Raw genomic sequence first — 17,358 nt, forward strand, 5'->3', positions numbered from 1 at the left:
AATGGGGCGTGCCCCTGTTCGACCAAAACTACCAAGGATTGCCTGCCCGATCCTTCAATATGCTGGAAACAGCCGACCGCTTTTCTGGTTTGCTGGGCATTGCGCTGTTTATCGACACCGGCTTGAAGCAGGGCGAACACGTTACCTTGATTACCTTCGATGCGCCGGAAAAGGTGTTAGACCGTTTCCTGAAGTTTGGCTTTGACTTTCAGGCGATGTTGGACAACGAAGATTTCTGCATCTTGTCTTACAAAGCCAGTTTTAGCCGTTCCTTGAACATTTCCACCGACTACCAAGCTTTATTTAGCGAAATTAAGCTGTTGGGCGGCGAGAAAGCCTCCCGGTTCGCGTTTTTGAATGCTGACCTCTTATTCAATTTAGAAAGCCATAACCTTGCCACCATTTCTGTCAGCAAAATTCACGAGGCCGTGCGTGCCGTTGATGGTGTGGTGTTGGCGCAATTTACTACTGTCGAGGGTGAGCCACACCAGCGTTTGCGGGAGGTGTGCAGTTCCCTGTTGGATTGTTATCTGGTGATCAGCCAGGTGGATAACAAGATGTCCTTAAAAGTGAAGGCTTATCACTAATGGGGAGGGATGTGCAGTGGTTGCAAGGGGCTGGCGGGAAAGTCCGGGTATTGCTGATTTTCGTGAGCCTTGTTTATCTGGGCTTGTGTTTGGCGGCGGCGTTGGAAGTTTCACTTCCTTTGCATACCCTGATGGTGCATTTCTTTATGCTGCTGGCGGTGTTGGTGCTTGTCCGGCAAATGTTGCTGCTGTTTTTTGCGGGCTTGGCGCAAGAGTCTGAGTCGCTGCCGTATTTGGCTGACGAGGAGTTGCCTTATGTCAGCGTGATTATTCCAGCCTTTAATGAGGAAGCGGTGATTGCGCCTGCATTGCTCAGCCTGTTGCAACTGGATTACCCGCATTACGAAATCATTGTGGTCGATGACGGCAGTAGCGACCAAACCGTCCGCAATGTCCGGCAATTGCTGAACCACGCCAACCCGCGCCAGATTCCGGTCAGGATCATTTCCCACAGTAATGCCGGTAAAGCCAATGCTTTGAATACTGGGTTGATTCATGCGGTGGGGGAATTCGTCCTGTGTGTGGATTCTGATTCGCGTATTACCCCAGATAGCCTGCGCAATGGCCTGCGCCACTTTCAGGATCAACAGGTGGGGGCCGTGGCGGGGAATGTCATGGTTGCCAATGAAACCAATGTGCTGACCCGGCTTGAGCAGTTGGAATACATGATTAGCCAGAACTTTGTGCGTCAGGCGCTGGCATGGTTTGGTGCTGTCACTATTGTGCCGGGGCCGATTGGTTTGTTCCGGCGCAGTGCGCTTGCCCAAGCCGGTGGCTTCCGTGAAGACCGCCAATTGTTTGCTGAAGATGTCGATTTGAGTGTGCGCTTATTGGTGTTGGGCTGGCGGATTAGCAGTGAAGCCACCATGCAGGCGTTTACTGAAGCGCCCGATAACGTTTTTAGCCTGTTACGGCAACGCTACCGTTGGAAGCGTGGGATTTATCAGGCGATGCATGACAATTTCTTGGCGCTGATCCTTGCGCCGGGAATGCGCCGCCCTTTGATTGCGCTGTTTTTGGTGGTCGAAAGTTTCCTGCTCGAAATGCTGGGTTTCGGTGTCACCTTATTCATGGTGGCGAACATCATTTATTTTGCGCAAGTGAATATGTTGCTGGCGTGGCTTGGCATTCTGTTGTTGCTGGATGTATTGGCTTTGCTGCTGGCGACACCCTTTGCGCAGTTTTTTAAGTGGTTCCCACTGCTGATCCTGCAAAAGCTTTCTTACAGCTATGCCTTGCAAGCGTGGGGTGTACTGGCGCTGTTTGACGAATGGCGTTCCACCTTCATGTCATGGGACAAAGTGGAACGGCTCGGGATGCTGCAAGCAGGCGGTGAAGCATGAACTGGCAATTGCTAGGGGTCATGTTCCTCGTCCTGATCATCGCACTGATATTGGTGGGGGTGGTGATTTTTTACATCCGCCATTGGGCGAGCCGTGGTCAAGCGGCGGCGCAACGTGGGGATGGCTATGAGGGGAATTATTTTGTCCGTTACCTGCCTGCCAAGCAAAAAGCGTTTGTTAACGCGGGCAAGCTTCACGGCAAACCAGCACCTGCGAAGAAGCGGACATTCTTACAGTATTTGTTAACCGCCATATTTGTACTCGGTGTGGCGGGGGCGCTTATTGCCACCTTCTATGGCAACCGGGACAAGCTGGCAGCGCCGATTGACTTGACCGACCAAGAACAGCAAGCGCTGAGTGCTTACAGCTATCAGTGGAAAAGGCATGAAACCCAGCAATTGCTTTCGCTCCCGCAGCAGGTGGCTTACCTAAAAAAGCAGGGCATGGTGTTGGTGTATGACCATGCGGCGCTGGCATGGATGCATAACGGGCGCTCCCCCACGCAAATTGCTTTGTCCCAGTGGCGTAAGTTTGCCAATAGCTATCAGGTAAAAAGCGTCGATTGCGCATGGAAGCAGCTCGCGGAATGCCATAAACGTAATCCTCACGGCTTGTACGTCATCCTGCCGGGGCATTGGTCAGTGCCGCAAATCGACGGGTTGCTGGATCGCGGGGGAAAAGTCCTCGCCTATGGGCCGCCGCAACAGGCATTCCAAGCCGGAAATGCACCATTTACCTTGGATGGTTTGGTGTTTTCCTCAGCGGTTAGTGCCGATATGCAAGACATTGCTTTGGTGGGGGATCGTGAGCTGACCTTGGGCTTGGATGCTGGGCTGGTGCTGTCAGTCCAACCCGCTTTCCCCGATTACCAAGCAAGCAGCGCAAGGCCGCAAGGCATCGCCATCAACGATGACCATATTGCCGGAGGGCAGGGCAGTACCCGTTTATTTGCCCATGCGCGAGGCAAAAACGGGCGTTTGGTATGGATGGATTTTTCCCCCAATGCCGATGATCATGCCCCAGAAATCAACCGGGCGTATTTTCAGGCAACTCTTGCCGCCATTTTCCGCTATCTGGAAGGAAAGCCTTATGCATCTTGGGGGATGTGGCCTAGTGGCGCACCGTTTGCCGCGCTGATGGAGGAGGATACCGAAGACCAGTTCGGCAATGCGGAAGCGGTAGCTAAGTTTTTCCAGGCTAAACATTACCCGATTACTTGGTACATGCTGTCAAACGAGGCGCAACAGCACCGTGAACTCACCCGTTTGTTAGCAGCCACGGGGCAAGTTGCCTGTCACGGCGATAATCACCAAAGTTTTACCCGCAATGACCTCGAAACTCAGCAGCTTCGCTTGGCGCGTTGCAAAAAAGTGCTGGAAACCCTTACCGGCAAACCCGTGCTCACGTTCCGTCCCCCGGAAGAGCGGCATAACAACGATACCCTGAGCGCCCTGCTGAATAACGGCATGACGCACCTCATCACCCATATCGAACGCGATCGCTTTGTGCCCAGTGTGTATACCACGCAAGACGGGCAACATTCACTGGTCAATATCCCGCGCATGAGCACTGACGATTACGTGCTGTGGGACGATTACAAGCTGAGCGACAGTGAAAGCATCAAGCAATTGAAGCAGGAAACCGACTGGATCAAGCAAGTCGGTGGTTTGCTGATGTTTAGTTTCCATACCCAATTCATGGGTGATGAGGCGCACCTCCAGACGGTGGAGGCATTGGCGGATTACATCCATGACAGCAATGCCTATTTCGCCACCGCCAACGATATAGCCGGTTGGTGGCGGTTACGCCAACGTTTGCTGGAAAACAGCCCGGTTACTGAGCAAGACCTACAGGCATTTAAGCCCGTGCATTTGCAGGTGGGGAGCGATGGCAAGCTCACCCAGCAGCCTGTCACGGATACCAATACATTTTCAACACTAAAACATAAGGAACCCCAATGACAATACGAACTCCCCTTTTCGTGGGTACATCCATCGGTTTGGCACTCACTTCCCCCGCCGCATTTGCCGGTGGTGATGGCGGCAGCAATGACGACTGGTTTAGCCAGTTTGACAACGTTAATACCTCCGAGGGCTTTAAACGCCACACGGTCGAGCTTGGCTATGCCACAGAAATGCCGGGTGGTCGTTTAGGCGTCAAAGCTTCCCAACACAATTTGAAAGAACGTGACATCCGTTATAAAGCCTCCGAAGCAAAAGTCTGGGGCAGAAAAGACCTGAATGAGCGCGTTTTCATTGAAGGCGGTCTCGGCGTGGGCAAGGTAAAAGCCAATGACGGTAGCCGCAGCAAAAACCTGACAACCTATCGTGGGCGCGTCGAAGGCAAGCTGAGCGATAAAGTCACGGTCGGTTTGGAGCATGAAAAAGATTTTGCTTTCCGCGACGGCATGGTCGCTGATGATAATAATGACATCTTGACGCAAACCCGCACGCGGGCTGACATCAAATACCGCCCCAGCAAACGGGTACGTTTGGAAGCCAATACCGAACGCCGCCGCTTGAGTGATGGCAACCGCGCCCGCCAAAGCAAAGCCGGGGCGTATTACGGCATTTCCCCAGATTGGCCTTGGGTATGGACGGGGGTGGAAGTCGAACATTTGGATTACGCCCAAGAAAAAACCAATTATTGGACGCCTAAAAATAACCGCTCCGCCGCCGTGGTGCTGGATGCCAGTTTTCCGGTGAATGAGAAACTGGAACTCAGTTCCGGCCTCAGTGTGGGCAGGAGCCGCGCGGCTGGCACGAGTACCAGCAATGATTACGGTGTTTCGTTGGGGGCGAATTACAAAATCAGCAAGAATGCCAAACTCGCGCTGGACGCGCACCGTTACAAATCCAACCAAAATGATTCCAGATGGCATGAAAACGGCGTGACCGTGGGCGTGACCTTCGACTTCTAATTGAGCTTACGGTTGGGCTTGGCTAATGCCTCCCTCAATGCATTGCGCAGGGGAGGCGGCTTGTTTGGCTGCGTGTCATCTTGATCTAAGGCCAGTTCCCATACGATCAAGCCACCCAAGCCCTGTTCCCGGACAAACTCTAGCTTGGCGGCAATCGCTTGCGGGTCGTTGAAATTACAAAACATATCCTGCGCAGGGTCGGGGGAATCCACACTGAACCATGCCATTTGGGCAGCCTTATCCCAGCGGTACGTAGTTGGCATCCAGCCGCTTTGTGACATTTCCGCGTAACTGCGCTTGAAATACTGCGGTGCTTCCACCCACGGCTCCCGCGCTTGGGTAACACCTTGCCCTTCGCGGACGATTCCACCTTGCCAGCAAGCCACATCCAAGCTGATACCGATGCCGAGTTTGCGGCGCGGAATGCCTGCATCCAGAAATGCTTCCACCCAGTTTTCCACTGACGGTACTTCATGGGTGTGTCCGGGGAAAATGAAATCCCCATTGTGCAAGGCGCTATCAAACCACGGAACCCAGCCAGTATAAGGCTGTGCCATGTCGTAAGTCATGATATTGATCTGGTCAAACTGCGGGTAGAGTTTCGCCATTACATGACGGTCATTCAAACTCACCGCAGCGGTCAAGAGCGGTGGCCTGCCCAAACGCGGATTGTGGCGGGTTTGTAAGGCTTTGTGTAAGTCCTTGATGAACTGGATGAAATCAGGGTTGTCTGTTTTGGCCTTGCGGGTAATCGGCTCCATATCAATGTCCACGCCGTCGTAGCCATCGGTATCCAAAGTACGCAGGATATTGTGAATAAACATTTGGCGGGTGTCGGGGCGGATCGCGGCGCTGAAGGTTTCGTATGATCCCATGATCACCAGTAACACCGGGCGATGTGTTGCGCGTGCTGCCTGTACAGCCTGTTGGCGGTGTTCCGGGGTATACACATTCGCGGCTTCATCCAGCGTACCGTCGGGCAAGGGTTGGAATGAGGCGTGGGCAAGGTGGGTTAGCATCGCATAATCTTGCCTGCGCATGAAGCGGATGCCATCGTCACTTTGGCGGTAAGCAGGCAGGTAGCCCGTTACCCACGGGTTGGGGTTGTAAATGGGCGCATCCAGCAGTCGACGGATGGTGTGTTGCAGGAAAACGCTACCCGCTACCAGCGCGAACGCCAGTAAGAAAAATAACGCAAACCGCTGCACCTTATTCATGCTCACTCCCCAAATAGAAAACGCCCCGCAGTGGGGGCGTCTCTTGTCTAGCTTTCCAACCGCGAGGATTAGAGAGAATAGTACATCTCGAACTCGACCGGGTGAGTGGTCATGCGGAAGCGGGTAACTTCTTGCATTTTCAACTCAATGAAAGCGTCGATCATGTCGTTGGTGAAGACACCACCGGCAGTCAGGAACTCACGGTCTTTGTCCAGTGCGTCCAGCGCCATGTCTAAAGAGTGGCAAACCCGTGGGATGAGTTTGTCTTCTTCTGGCGGCAGGTCGTACAAGTCTTTGTCCATCGCTTCACCCGGATGGATTTTGTTCTTGATACCGTCCAAGCCCGCCATCATCAGAGCAGCGAATGCCAGATAAGGGTTGGCAGATGGATCAGGGAAACGCACTTCGATACGGCGGCCTTTGGGGCTGGCAACGAATGGGATGCGGATGGAAGCGGAACGGTTACGCGCAGAGTATGCCAGCATAACAGGTGCTTCAAAGCCCGGAACCAGACGCTTGTAAGAGTTCGTGCCGGGGTTGGTGATCGCGTTCAGGGCTTTCGCGTGCTTGATGACGCCGCCGATGTAGTACAACGCCTGTTCAGACAAGCCTGCATAGCCGTCGCCCGCGAAGGTGTTCACGCCGTCTTTCGCCAAGGACATGTGGACGTGCATCCCAGAGCCGTTGTCGCCTACGATAGGCTTAGGCATGAAGGTCACGGTTTTGCCGTATTGGTGGGCAACGTTGTGGATAACGTATTTCTGGCGTTGCGTCCAATCCGCACGGGTGGTCAGGGTTGCAAAGCGCGTACCAATTTCGCACTGGCCTGCGGTAGCCACTTCGTGGTGATGGACTTCGACCGGAACGCCGACTTCTTCCAGAATGTTACACATGGTGGAACGCAGGTCTTGGAAAGAGTCAACGGGTGGTACAGGGAAGTAACCACCTTTCGTGCCGGGGCGATGACCCATATTGCCGTCTGGATAAACTTTTTCGGAGTTCCAGCCAGCTTCTTCGGAGTCGATTTTGACGAAAGAGCCGCTCATGTCAGCGCCCCAACGCACGTCGTCGAAGATGAAGAATTCAGGTTCTGGGCCGAAGAATGCGGTGTCAGCGATACCTGTGGATTTCAGGTAAGCTTCAGCACGCATCGCGATGGAACGTGGGTCACGCTCGTAACCTTCCATCGTGGTCGGGTCAACGATGCCACAAGTGATGTTGACAGTTACGTCTTGGAAGAATGGGTCAATGAATGCGGTGTCTGGGTCTGGCATCAAAATCATGTCGGATTCGTTAATGCCTTTCCAGCCAGCGATGGAAGAACCATCGAACATTTTGCCTTCAGTGAAGGTGTCGTCTTCTACCGTGTGGGCAGGAACGGTGACGTGCTGCTCTTTGCCACGGGTGTCAGTGAAACGGAAATCAACGTATTTCGCGTCGTTATCTTTAATGAGTTTAAGAACATCTTGTGCGGACATGGACATTGCTGTCTCCTCCTGGTGGATTAAGTTCTAAAAACGGGATTTTTCAACCGATGACGAATGGTACGCAGAGTCAGGTAAACTGTAAATGGCTGTAGGGGCGGTTCGCGAACCGCCCCTACAGGGCTTATTACTTAATGAACAGCATTTCGCTGTACTTAGGCAGCGGCCACATTTCGTCAGCAATCAGCGTTTCGAGAGTGTCAGCGTGGGCGCGGACTTCAGTCATCAAACCACGCACGGTGTCAGCCAAGAAACGCATGTGGTCTTGTGCGCCGTCGAAGTCGTGTTTAGCACGCGCTTCGCTCAGTTTACCGACCGCAACCATCAGGGCATTGGCTTCTGCGGCAACGTTCTGTGCAACTGCGTTATCCAGCGTGATGCCGAGTTCTTGCAAGTTGGCAGCGGTTGCAGACAGCTCTGACAGGTAAGTTACTGCCGCTGGGTAGATCATGGTGGTTGCCATGTTAACCATCAGCTTGGCTTCTACGTCGATGCTGTTGATGTACTGTTCAGCATAAACTTCAAAGCGGCTGTGCAGTTCTGCTGGAGTCAGGACGCCAGTGCGTTCAAACAGGCCAGCGACTTCAGGGCTTAACAGCTCTGGCAATGCATCAGCAGAAGTTGGCAGGTTTTTCAGGCCGCGCTCTTCAACAGCAGCTTTGTGCCATTCTGGGGAGTAGCCATTGCCGCCGAATACCGCGTTACCGTGTTGTTCCATCAAGGTTTTCAGCACAGCCAATGTTGCAGAAGCAACGTCTTTGCCTGCATTGAGTTCAGCTTCCAGTTTGTCAGCAATCCAGTTCAGGGAATCAGCCAACATGGTGTTCATGGCAATCAGTGGGCCAGACACGGACTGTGAAGAGCCAACTGCGCGGAATTCAAAACGGTTGCCAGTGAACGCAAACGGTGAAGTACGGTTACGGTCGCCGGGGTCACGGTCGAAGTGCAGAATCTGGGACAGACCCAAATCCATCTTGCCGCCTTTGTCAGTTTTGAGGATTTTGCCGTCTTTGATGTCTTGGAAAACTTTTTCGAGTTGGTCGCCCAAGTAAACGGACAAAATCGCCGGAGGTGCTTCATTCGCGCCCAAACGGTGGTCGTTGGAAGCAGAAGCGATAACTGCACGCAGCAGCGGGCCAAATTGGTGCACACCACGGATGACCGCACCGCAGAATGCCAAGAAGTGCAGATTGTCTTCTGGGGTATTACCCGGATCAAGCAAGTTACCTTGCGTGCTGTTACCGACAGACCAGTTGACGTGTTTGCCGGAACCGTTGACGCCTGCGAATGGTTTTTCATGCAACATGCACAGGAAGCCGTGGGCTTTGGCGGTGGTTTTCATGATGGTCATCAGCAATTGCTGGTGATCGGCAGCAATGTTAGCCGCTTCAAAGTAAGGGGCAATTTCAAACTGGCCCGGTGCAACTTCGTTGTGGTGCGTTTTAGCCGGGATGCCCAGACGGTAGAGCTTGTCTTCGATGTCCTGCATGTAGACTTGCACGCGCTCAGGGATTGCGCCGAAGTAATGGTCATCGAATTGCTGGCCTTTAGCCGGAGGTGCACCAAACAGGCTGCGGCCGGACAACAGGATGTCAGGGCGGGCAGTAGCGAAGGCTTCGTCGATCAGGAAGTATTCTTGTTCTGCACCACAGCTTGAGTTCAGGGTAGCAACGTCAGTTTCACCCATCAGTTTCAGCACGCGCTGGGCAGCGCTGTTCATGGCAGCGTTAGAGCGCAGCAGTGGGATTTTCTTGTCGAGTGCTTCGCCAGTCCAAGACAGGAATACGCACGGGATCATCAGGGTTGCGCCGTTGGCGGTGTGCATGATGTACGCAGGGCTGGTTGGATCCCAAGCGGTGTAACCACGTGCAGAGTTAGTTGCACGGATGCTGCCGTTCGGGAAAGAGGAGCCATCCGGTTCGCCTTTAATCAGCAGGCTGCCGCTGAAGTCAGTGATGGCATTGCCTTCTGGGCTAGTGATAATGAAGCCGTCGTGCTTTTCAGCCGTGGCGTTGGTCATCGGGTAGAAAATGTGGGAGAAGAATTTAGCGCCTTTAGACATCGCCCATTCTTTCATCGCAGCAGCTACTACGTCAGCCGTAGCAGGGTCAAGTGGTGCGCCAGTCTGGAAAGTTTTCTTCATCGCTTTGAAGGCATTCTTGGAAAGGCATTCTTCCATGCGTGCCAGATTGAAAACGTCACATGCCCAAATCTTGCTCAGCGGATCGGTCTTACCGAGATCCATCGGGGAACGTTGGCTGATGGTATGGATTGCTTGGGTACGCGCTAGATTGCTGCTCATCTCGTAAACCTCATCATTTCATAAAAGCGGGAAGTGCCGCGCATTGGTTAAACGCGCGGTTAAATGAATGGTGAGAAGCAATTTATGTGCCACTTCATGTATTCGCCGAAGGGCTTGAGATTTCCGATGCTTGGTGGTGCATGAAATTTAAACGCGAGATTAATGCGCACCAAAATAACGCATTTCAGGGAATTTACGCGCTATTTTGGTGCAAGAAGCTTACCTGCTGGATACAGCTAACGCCCGCGCAAGCACCCCGGAAATCACTGAGTGCTTCAGCAGGGGGCGTGCTGCCCAAAATGATCTCCAGTTGGATTTTCCCATTGATGTAATGCAAGGTCATGTCTTTGACCAAGGGCCACAATGCGGCAGTTGCCGGGATAGCTTGCAAAGTTGCCAGCAAGTCGACCCGTGATGGCAGGTTTTTGCTGGGGTGGGCGATTTCGTCGTCTTCCGGGTCGATGTGGATCACGACATCACTGATATTGGGGAAGTGCCGCCGCAGCCGGTACATGACGGTTTCGCCAATGTGGTGGCCTTCGGAAACGCTGATGCGCCCGTCGACCTGCAAGTGCACGTCTGCCAGTACCCGCCCGCCCATGCGCCGGGTGCGTAACAGGTGCAAGCTTTCCACTCCGTTCATGGCGCAGATGAAATCGCGGATGTCCTGCACTTCTTGCGGGTCTAACCCGGTGTCGACCAGCTCGCTGGTGCTTTCAGCAATCAACTGGAATGCCATGTAGAAAATCATCACAGCAACCATGATGGCAGCAACAGCATCTAGCCACGGGAAGCCGAGTTGCGCCCCACCGATGGCAAGTAACACCAAAACGGAGGAAATCGCATCCGAGCGGTGATGCCATGCGCTGGCTTTGAGCATCGGGGAGCTGATGCGTTTAGCAACGTGCACGGTGTAATGGTACAACCCTTCCTTGCCAATGATGGCGAGGGCAGCAATAGCCATCGCCGCAGGTTCGGGGGTGATGATGGGGGCATCGCCTGCCAGCCGTTCCCATGCCCGCATGAAAATAACGACGGCGACCCCGCCGAGCAATAAACCGAGGATGACGGTTGCCAAGGTTTCAATGCGCCCATGCCCGTAAGGGTGCTTGTCATCGGCATCCTTGGCGGCATGGTGGGAGGCAAACAACACCACGATGTCGCCGATCAGGTCAGACAGGGTATGCATGGCATCGGCGACCAATGCCTGCGAATGGGTGAGGATGCCGCCGATGATTTGCGCAATGGTGAGGAAAATATTGACGCTCATACCCACCAGCGCGACACGGCGGGTCACGGCTTGGCGGCTATCGCCTGCGGGTATTTCTGTTAGGTGAGGGTGGTGTCCGCTCATGCCGTTTGCCCTGTTTTCAATACGACGGTGTATTCGCGCCCTTCGGTACGGGTTTCAAGTACGGTATGCCCGTGAATCCGTGCCCATGCGGGAATGTCGTGCAGTGCACCGGGGTCGGTGCAAATGGCAGTGATGGTGACGCCAGCGGGCAGCTTTTCCACCGCTTGTTGCACACGGATTACCGGCAAGGGACACAGCAGGCGGCGGGCATTGATGGTCATTTCCATAGGGTTACTCCCTGCAATCCGGTGCAGCAGTTTGGCGCGGAATTCATCCGGGTCTTTTTGTAAGGTCAGTTCGCCATCCAGCGGAGCAAATTTGATGACCAGCCGTGATAGCCAAAAGCGTAAGGCGGCAGCGCGTAGCATGGCAGGCCAGTATTCCTGTTCCAGCGCTTCCCACGGGCGTATTGCCTGATAGCTTTGTAGGCAGGCTTGTAAGCGCGGGGTATCCAGCGAACCGTCCGGCTGGCAACACCAATCATTGGCGACCACCGCAAGGTCGTAGAGCAAATTATCGTTGCAAGCGAAATACAAATCTAATATGCCGCTGAGATGCCCTTCGTGGAACAGCACATTGTCGCGGAACAGGTCGGCGTGGATGGTTCCCATCGGCAGCTTGCTGAAGGGGATGGTGTGCTGGAAAGCCATTTCCGCTTGCAACAGTTGCGCGTCTTTGGTGTCGAGTTGCGGCAACAGCTTTTCTGCGGTTTGCATCCGCCATTCGTGTCCCCGGTCGGCGGGGCGGTGTAAGGGGAAATCTTTTCCGGCAAGGTGCATCCGCGCCAGCATTGCGCCAATTTCTGCGCATTGGCTGACGGTGGTTTGGTCGGGATGGCTTCCCGGTAAACGTGTTACCAACGCTGCGGGTTTGTCATTGAGGAAACTGAGTAACTGTCCGTTATGCGTAGCAACCGGCGCGGCAACGAGAATGCCTGCTTCTGCCCAGCATTGCATCAGCGCAAGGAAATAGCCCAGCGCTTCCGGGCTATGCTGCTCGAACAGGGTGAGGACATATTCCCCCCCCGTGGTCGAGACGAAAAAGTTGCTGTTTTCGATGCCCGCGCTGATGCCTGCAAAATCCACCCGCGTGCCTGCTGGGTATTGCGTCAGGAAAGCATCCAGTTCAGCGGCACTGACAGGGGTATAAACTGACATCGCGGTTTACCAAGAAAAGGAATTTACCAAGAGAACAATTTCCAGCTAGAAATTTTCATGTCGCTTGCTTGATGGGCATTTTGGCTTTTGCCTTGTGAGCCGCTGGATTCGACCAAGTTGTAACCTTCCGCACTGCCGGTGGGGACGTAACGCACTTCGCTACGCATGGCCTGTACGCGGTCTTCTTCAATCGCACCGTAACGGTCTTCCACACGGATGTTTTGGATTTTCAGCTTACCAACGGTTTCTTCGTCGGTGGAAGTGGCGGCTGGCGCGTCAACAGCCGCAGTATCAACAACGGCAGTGGTATCCGCCATGTTATCAACGGCAGCAACAGTCGGGTCAACAGGTGCTGCCACGGTGTCGTCTGCGTAAGCTAGGGGATTGCCAAGGATTGCCAGCCCTAAGGTGACAGCGAGTAATGCTGTTGTTTTCATTCTTATATCTCCATGAAATTAGCGCGTTCTTCTGCGGATGGCCCGGAAATGGCGCGTTCGTAGTATTGGAAAATGTGACTGACGATAGCATCCGCATCATCCAGTATGACCAGCAAATCCAAATCGTCGGCGGCTATTGTACCTTGTTTTACCAGCGTATTCCTGAACCATTCGATCAATCCGCTCCAGAAAGGCTGGTGGACTAGCACAATAGGGATTTTGCGGGTTTTGCCAGTTTGCACGAGGGTGATGATTTCCGCGAGTTCATCCAGCGTGCCAAAGCCGCCCGGCATCACCACGTAAGCGGAGGCGTATTTGACGAACATCACCTTACGCGAAAAGAAGTGGCGGAAAAACAGCGAGATGTCTTGGTAGTTGTTGGTGCGCTGTTCGTGCGGCAGTTGGATATTCAAACCAATACTGGGCGATTTGCCCGCAAACGCGCCCTTATTTGCCGCCTCCATCAAGCCGGGGCCACCACCACTGACCACCGCGAAACCGGCATCGGAGAGCTTGCGGGCGATTTCTTCGGTCAGTTGGTACATGGGGTCATCGGGCGGTGTGCGGGCTGAACCGAACATGCTGACCGCAGGGCGCAAGTGCGCAAGGCGTTCAAAGCCATTCACAAATTCGCCCATGATTTGGAAAATCTTCCAGCTTTCGCGGGCGAGTTCGCGGTCATCAATCGGCAGGAGTGCGGGATGGTTGGAGCGGGCTATGCTATCCATGTGGTTGGCAACTTAAGCGGCTTTTTCAGCAGGTGTAAAGGTGCGGATGGTCAGCGCATGAAGCTGGCCTGAGGTAATGGCAGCATTGACGGCAGCGTAAACGCGCTGGTGGCGCTTGAGGGTGCTCAACCCGGCGAAGGCGTCGCTGACCACTTCGGCTTCGTATTTGTAGCCATCGCCATTGACCTCGATTTGGGCATCCGGGATTTGGGCTTGGATCATTTCTTTCACGGCTTCGTTGCTGATACTCATGCGGCGCTCCGGTCGGCATTATAAAACGCGGGATTATACTACGCGCCCGCCGACAACGCTTATTTCTATGCGTATAATGGGGCATTCAATCCATTTCTAGGGGAGCGTGTCATGAGCAAAATGAATAACGGGTTGGTGGAACAGGTCAAGGATACCTGTCAGGAGTTTTGTGCTGCGCTAACGGATGAAGAAATTTCGCGCTTTGTGCGTTACACCCGTATCCGCGAATTGGGTTCACAGGATGTGGTGGCTGATGTTGGGCAAATCAGCGACCGTTTCTACCTCGTGATCGGCGGTGCGGTCAAATTGCTGCAAGTGGATGGCGATAACGAGTTTGAAGTGGGACAAATTGAACCCGGCGGTTTGGTGGGAGAAATGTCCTTTTTCGACCATCGCCCGCGCACGGTACGCCTGCGTGCCCGCCGTAGCGGGGTGCGTTTGCTGGAAATTACCCGCCCGATGTATAACCGCATCCGCATTGAGGAACCTTATATCGCTACCAACCTATTGGAATTTGTGATCCGCAGTCTGGATTCGCTGGTGCGCCACTTGAGTGACGAAAACGCTAAGTTACACAAGCAGGTCACAAGCGCGGATGGCGCGGAAGGTATTCCGGCATAAAAAAGGCCAGCAGTTGCTGACCTTTTTGGTTCTGGGGGAGTTTACGGTTTAGTTTTGTCGCCTTCGGCAGGCTTAGCATCGGTTTTCGTGCTGTCTGCTTTAGCGTCGGTTTTTGCCTTGGCGGGCTTGTCTTCGGCCTTGGGGCTGTCCGCTTTAGGGGTGTCGGCTTTGGGGCTGTCTGCTTTGGCTTCCGGTTTAGCTTCTGGCTTAGCGTCAGCAGGTTTTGCATCAGTTTTTGCATCGGCTGGTTTGGCCTCAACGGGTTTGGCTTCCGTAGCGGGGGCAGGTGCTGGCGCAGGTGCTGCGGCAGCAGGTGTTGCGGGTGCAGCGGCAGTTTCCGATGCTTTTGCTCCTGGAACCGTGGTCAGGCCGAGTACTTCCCAATCCTGCATACCGCCGCGATACCATTTGATTTTGTCTGCCGGGTAGCCGAATGACAGCAAGGTTTTGATATTGGCTGGCGATTGCCCGCACCACAGGCCGTTGCAATACATCACCAAAGTTTTCGCCCCGGAATAGTCGAATATTTTACCGACCGCATCCCCACCTGCTGTCACTGCTTCATCAACCGCGAAAGCGTCTGCGTCAGCCGCCAGTTTCGCACCAAATTCATTGGTCAGGATTTCGATAATGCCTTCGGTGGTAGCACCTTCCTTGGGGCTGAGGGCTTTCCACGAAATGTTTTTTGCGCCGGGAATCATGCCGCGTTCGACAAAATCCGGGGTGCGCGAGTCAATCACCAGAATGCTGGTGTCGCCTGCACTCATCTTTTGCAGGTAATCCAACACGCCCAGTTCGGCGATGGTATCTACGCCCGGTGCGACCTTGTCGGGTTGTATACAGAACGGTGGGCAGGGGCGGGATGTCTTGGCAAACAGCGGGTTAATCGTGGCGTTATTGTCTTGCTCGCGCTTGATTTCAATGTCTTGCCCGTTGTGTTTGACGGTAATGCCCATCAGTTCGGCGGTAATGCCAACAGGTTTGGGTTCTTCCGCCGCAAACGCGCCAGCAGTTAGGCATAAGCCCGCTGTTAGTGCCGTGATACGGAATAGGTTGATAAATTTCATGCTACATCCTCCAAGTTTTAGTAGTTCCTTGGCGAAACCTTCCTCTCTCCTGAAGGGTTCCGCCAATGCTTGATGGTAACCGATAAGGGTTAATTACAGTCGGCTTCCGGGTTGCCTGCTTTTTTCGTGCCGTCGGCGGTGGCCTGTTGACCATCGGCTGCGGGGGCGGGTGCTGCTTCGGTAGATTTGGCATCAGCGGGTGCTGATTCTGTTGCGCTGGCAACAGTGGTGGGGGGGGGCGGTGCGTCTTTGTCCCCACAAGCGGTGAGGCTCAAACTAAATAAAATAGCCAATAATACAAAAAAGGGTGGGTTTGTCATATTTTGCGATCCTGCTATACAAGTGAACTCTCTCTATAAGCCGTTATAGGTGTAGCAGAAAAATTTTATACCGACAAGGAAACCTGCATTCAAGGTCTTAACCAAAATGTCACAGGGCCGTCATTAAGCAAGGAAACTTGCATATCGGCAGAAAATATTCCCGTAGCCACGACAGGGTGTTGCTGCGCTGCGTAGTCGCAGAATTCAGTAAACAACTGCCGCCCCAACTCAGGCGGTGCAGCCGTGGTAAAGCTGGGGCGCATCCCCTTGCGGGTATCCGCAGGCAGGGTAAATTGCGGCACGATTAACAACCCGCCGCCAATTTCGCGCAGCCCCAAATTCATCTTGCCCGCTTCGTCGGGGAAAATGCGGTAGCCCAATACCCGTTCCAACAAGCGTTTGGCGTGGGCGGAAGTGTCTTCCTTTTCCACCCCGAGCAGCAGCAAGATGCCGCGCCCGATTTGCCCGACGGTTTCGCCGCCCACCTCCACACGGGCGTGGGCAACCCGTTGGATCAGGCCAATCATGCCAGTTTCTCCAGCAATGCCTCGGTGGCTTCCACCAGCGCTTGTTGGATCAAGGCTTCGCTGGCAGCATGACCGCAGCCGGGAATGATGTGGAAATCGGCATTAGGCCACGCCTCATGCAAGGCCAGTGCCTGTTCCAGCGGGCAAATCATGTCGTAACGCCCGTGGATGATGCTGCCCGGTAAATGCGCAATGCGTTGCGCGTCGCGGATCAGTTGGTCGTCGTCGAAAAAGCCTTGGTGGGTGAAATAGTGCGCCTCAATCCGTGCCACGCTCATGGCGGTGTACGGGTCGGAAAAATGCGCCAACACCGATTCTTTCGGTTGTAAGTTCGCCGTGCGCCCTTCCCACACTGACCACGCTTTGGCAGCTTGCATCCGCGCGATTTCGTTTTCCCCGGTCAGGCGTTGGTAATACGCCGCGACCATGTTGCCGCGTTCTGCTTCTGGGATTGGGGCGAGGTAATCCTGCCAGTAATCGGGGTAAATCCGTTCGATGCCATGCCCTTGCTCATAGAACCAGTCGATGTCACGTTGGCGGCACAGGAAAATGCCACGCAGGATCATGCCGCTGACGTGCGCCGGGTATTGTTGTGCATACGCCAGTGCCAGTGTCGAACCCCACGAACCGCCAAACAGCGCCCATTGGTCGATGCCCAGCGCTTCGCGGATCAGTTCCATGTCGCTGACCAAATCCCATGTCGTATTGTTCACCAGTGACGCATGAGGGCGGGAACGCCCACAACCGCGCTGGTCGAACAGCACAATGCGGTAACGGGTGGGGTCGAAAAATTGCCGATGCCACGGTTCGCAGCCGGAGCCGGGGCCACCGTGCAGGAACACGACAGGTACACCGTGCGGGTTGCCACACTCTTCGATGTAAATTTCGTGAGTGTCATCCACTTGCAGGTAAAAATGCCGGTATTCGTGGATAGGTGGGTAAAGTGCGCTCAAACGGTGTCTCCTGTAGGCTAATCCTGCCACAAAGTTTAGACGAAATGTCCGCAGCCCTCAAAGAATGCTACGCTAAGCAAAAATCGCTA

General features: G+C 54.1%; 17 protein-coding genes. 5 read left to right on the forward strand and 12 right to left on the reverse strand.

All coding sequences use genetic code 11. From position 1 onward, the window contains the following. Positions 1–8 precede the first annotated feature (8 nt). Genes PHE17_RS08875 through PHE17_RS08890 form a run of 4 tightly spaced genes read left to right on the forward strand, consistent with a single transcriptional unit; the run spans position 9 to position 4,850 of the window. Positions 9–587 (forward strand): hypothetical protein, encoded by a 579-nt coding sequence (locus tag PHE17_RS08875; protein ID WP_301015476.1) that lies wholly within the window; start codon positions 9–11, stop codon positions 585–587. An 11-nt stretch (positions 588–598) separates the two neighbouring features. Further along, a complete protein-coding gene (locus PHE17_RS08880; protein WP_301015477.1) occupies positions 599–1,930 on the forward strand; it encodes a glycosyltransferase family 2 protein in 1,332 nt (443 codons plus the stop codon). Beyond that, on the forward strand, positions 1,927–3,891 hold the full coding sequence (locus tag PHE17_RS08885) for a polysaccharide deacetylase family protein (RefSeq protein ID WP_301015478.1): 1,965 nt from the start codon (positions 1,927–1,929) through the stop codon (positions 3,889–3,891). Before PHE17_RS08880 ends, PHE17_RS08885 begins: the two co-directional genes overlap by 4 nt. Next, on the forward strand, positions 3,888–4,850 hold the full coding sequence (locus tag PHE17_RS08890) for a hypothetical protein (RefSeq protein WP_301015479.1): 963 nt from the start codon (positions 3,888–3,890) through the stop codon (positions 4,848–4,850). Before PHE17_RS08885 ends, PHE17_RS08890 begins: the two co-directional genes overlap by 4 nt. Here PHE17_RS08890 and PHE17_RS08895 read toward each other — a convergent pair. From PHE17_RS08895 to PHE17_RS08930, 8 genes are all read right to left on the reverse strand, one after another. Beyond that, a complete protein-coding gene (locus PHE17_RS08895) occupies positions 4,847–6,067 on the reverse strand; it encodes a glycoside hydrolase family 18 protein (protein WP_301015480.1) in 1,221 nt (406 codons plus the stop codon). The two genes, PHE17_RS08890 and PHE17_RS08895, sit on opposite strands and share 4 nt — an antisense overlap. Positions 6,068–6,135: 68 nt before the next feature. Beyond that, positions 6,136–7,545 carry a glutamate--ammonia ligase gene (gene glnA, locus PHE17_RS08900; RefSeq protein WP_301015633.1) on the reverse strand — a complete coding sequence of 470 codons (1,410 nt, stop codon included), beginning with the start codon at positions 7,543–7,545 and terminating at the stop codon, positions 6,136–6,138. Between the two features lie 133 nt (positions 7,546–7,678). Further along, positions 7,679–9,853: a glutamine synthetase III gene (locus tag PHE17_RS08905; RefSeq protein WP_301015481.1), complete on the reverse strand. Its 2,175-nt coding sequence runs from the start codon at positions 9,851–9,853 to the stop codon at positions 7,679–7,681. Between the two features lie 193 nt (positions 9,854–10,046). Next, complete coding sequence (locus tag PHE17_RS08910; protein WP_301015482.1) at positions 10,047–11,207, reverse strand: cation diffusion facilitator family transporter; 1,161 nt, start codon at positions 11,205–11,207, stop codon at positions 10,047–10,049. Next, a complete protein-coding gene (locus PHE17_RS08915) occupies positions 11,204–12,364 on the reverse strand; it encodes a homoserine kinase (protein ID WP_301015483.1) in 1,161 nt (386 codons plus the stop codon). The genes PHE17_RS08910 and PHE17_RS08915 overlap by 4 nt, the downstream gene beginning before the upstream one ends. Before the next feature lie 23 nt (positions 12,365–12,387). Beyond that, the gene (locus tag PHE17_RS08920) at positions 12,388–12,801 is read right to left on the reverse strand and encodes a hypothetical protein (protein WP_301015484.1); all 414 of its coding nucleotides are present in this window, start codon (positions 12,799–12,801) and stop codon (positions 12,388–12,390) included. A gap of 2 nt (positions 12,802–12,803) precedes the next feature. Beyond that, the gene (locus PHE17_RS08925) at positions 12,804–13,529 is read right to left on the reverse strand and encodes a TIGR00730 family Rossman fold protein (RefSeq protein ID WP_301015485.1); all 726 of its coding nucleotides are present in this window, start codon (positions 13,527–13,529) and stop codon (positions 12,804–12,806) included. A 12-nt stretch (positions 13,530–13,541) separates the two neighbouring features. After that, a complete protein-coding gene (locus PHE17_RS08930; protein WP_301015486.1) occupies positions 13,542–13,781 on the reverse strand; it encodes a BolA/IbaG family iron-sulfur metabolism protein in 240 nt (79 codons plus the stop codon). A gap of 111 nt (positions 13,782–13,892) precedes the next feature. Between PHE17_RS08930 and PHE17_RS08935 the strand changes: the two genes are divergently transcribed. Then, positions 13,893–14,402 (forward strand): cyclic nucleotide-binding domain-containing protein, encoded by a 510-nt coding sequence (locus PHE17_RS08935; protein WP_301015487.1) that lies wholly within the window; start codon positions 13,893–13,895, stop codon positions 14,400–14,402. A 41-nt stretch (positions 14,403–14,443) separates the two neighbouring features. On the opposite strand, the gene PHE17_RS08940 is transcribed toward PHE17_RS08935, so the two are convergent. The 4 genes from PHE17_RS08940 to pip all read right to left on the reverse strand — a co-directional run bounded on the left by PHE17_RS08940 (position 14,444) and on the right by pip (position 17,269). Further along, positions 14,444–15,469, reverse strand: coding sequence for a rhodanese-like domain-containing protein (locus PHE17_RS08940; RefSeq protein WP_301015488.1), 1,026 nt, complete (start codon positions 15,467–15,469; stop codon positions 14,444–14,446). Positions 15,470–15,558: 89 nt separating this feature from the next. Continuing rightward, a complete protein-coding gene (locus tag PHE17_RS08945; protein WP_301015489.1) occupies positions 15,559–15,789 on the reverse strand; it encodes a hypothetical protein in 231 nt (76 codons plus the stop codon). An 89-nt stretch (positions 15,790–15,878) separates the two neighbouring features. After that, a complete protein-coding gene (gene dtd, locus PHE17_RS08950) occupies positions 15,879–16,316 on the reverse strand; it encodes a D-aminoacyl-tRNA deacylase (RefSeq protein ID WP_301015490.1) in 438 nt (145 codons plus the stop codon). Next, on the reverse strand, positions 16,313–17,269 hold the full coding sequence (pip, locus tag PHE17_RS08955) for a prolyl aminopeptidase (RefSeq protein ID WP_301015491.1): 957 nt from the start codon (positions 17,267–17,269) through the stop codon (positions 16,313–16,315). Before pip ends, dtd begins: the two co-directional genes overlap by 4 nt. Positions 17,270–17,358 lie beyond the last annotated feature (89 nt).

Origin of the sequence: Thiothrix sp. (assembly GCF_028714775.1) — a bacterium.
In the GTDB taxonomy this organism is placed as follows: Bacteria; Pseudomonadota; Gammaproteobacteria; order Thiotrichales; family Thiotrichaceae; genus Thiothrix.

Coding starts and splice junctions, on each gene's coding strand:
- PHE17_RS08885 (WP_301015478.1), top strand. CDS start 1,927: ATGAACTGGCAATTGCTAGGGGTCATGTTCCTCGTCCTGATCATCGCA.
- PHE17_RS08890 (WP_301015479.1), top strand. CDS start 3,888: ATGACAATACGAACTCCCCTTTTCGTGGGTACATCCATCGGTTTGGCA.
- PHE17_RS08895 (WP_301015480.1), bottom strand. CDS start 6,067: ATGAATAAGGTGCAGCGGTTTGCGTTATTTTTCTTACTGGCGTTCGCG.
- glnA (WP_301015633.1), bottom strand. CDS start 7,545: ATGTCCGCACAAGATGTTCTTAAACTCATTAAAGATAACGACGCGAAA.
- PHE17_RS08905 (WP_301015481.1), bottom strand. CDS start 9,853: ATGAGCAGCAATCTAGCGCGTACCCAAGCAATCCATACCATCAGCCAA.
- PHE17_RS08910 (WP_301015482.1), bottom strand. CDS start 11,207: ATGAGCGGACACCACCCTCACCTAACAGAAATACCCGCAGGCGATAGC.
- PHE17_RS08915 (WP_301015483.1), bottom strand. CDS start 12,364: ATGTCAGTTTATACCCCTGTCAGTGCCGCTGAACTGGATGCTTTCCTG.
- PHE17_RS08920 (WP_301015484.1), bottom strand. CDS start 12,801: ATGAAAACAACAGCATTACTCGCTGTCACCTTAGGGCTGGCAATCCTT.
- PHE17_RS08925 (WP_301015485.1), bottom strand. CDS start 13,529: ATGGATAGCATAGCCCGCTCCAACCATCCCGCACTCCTGCCGATTGAT.
- PHE17_RS08930 (WP_301015486.1), bottom strand. CDS start 13,781: ATGAGTATCAGCAACGAAGCCGTGAAAGAAATGATCCAAGCCCAAATC.
- PHE17_RS08935 (WP_301015487.1), top strand. CDS start 13,893: ATGAGCAAAATGAATAACGGGTTGGTGGAACAGGTCAAGGATACCTGT.
- PHE17_RS08940 (WP_301015488.1), bottom strand. CDS start 15,469: ATGAAATTTATCAACCTATTCCGTATCACGGCACTAACAGCGGGCTTA.
- PHE17_RS08945 (WP_301015489.1), bottom strand. CDS start 15,789: ATGACAAACCCACCCTTTTTTGTATTATTGGCTATTTTATTTAGTTTG.
- dtd (WP_301015490.1), bottom strand. CDS start 16,316: ATGATTGGCCTGATCCAACGGGTTGCCCACGCCCGTGTGGAGGTGGGC.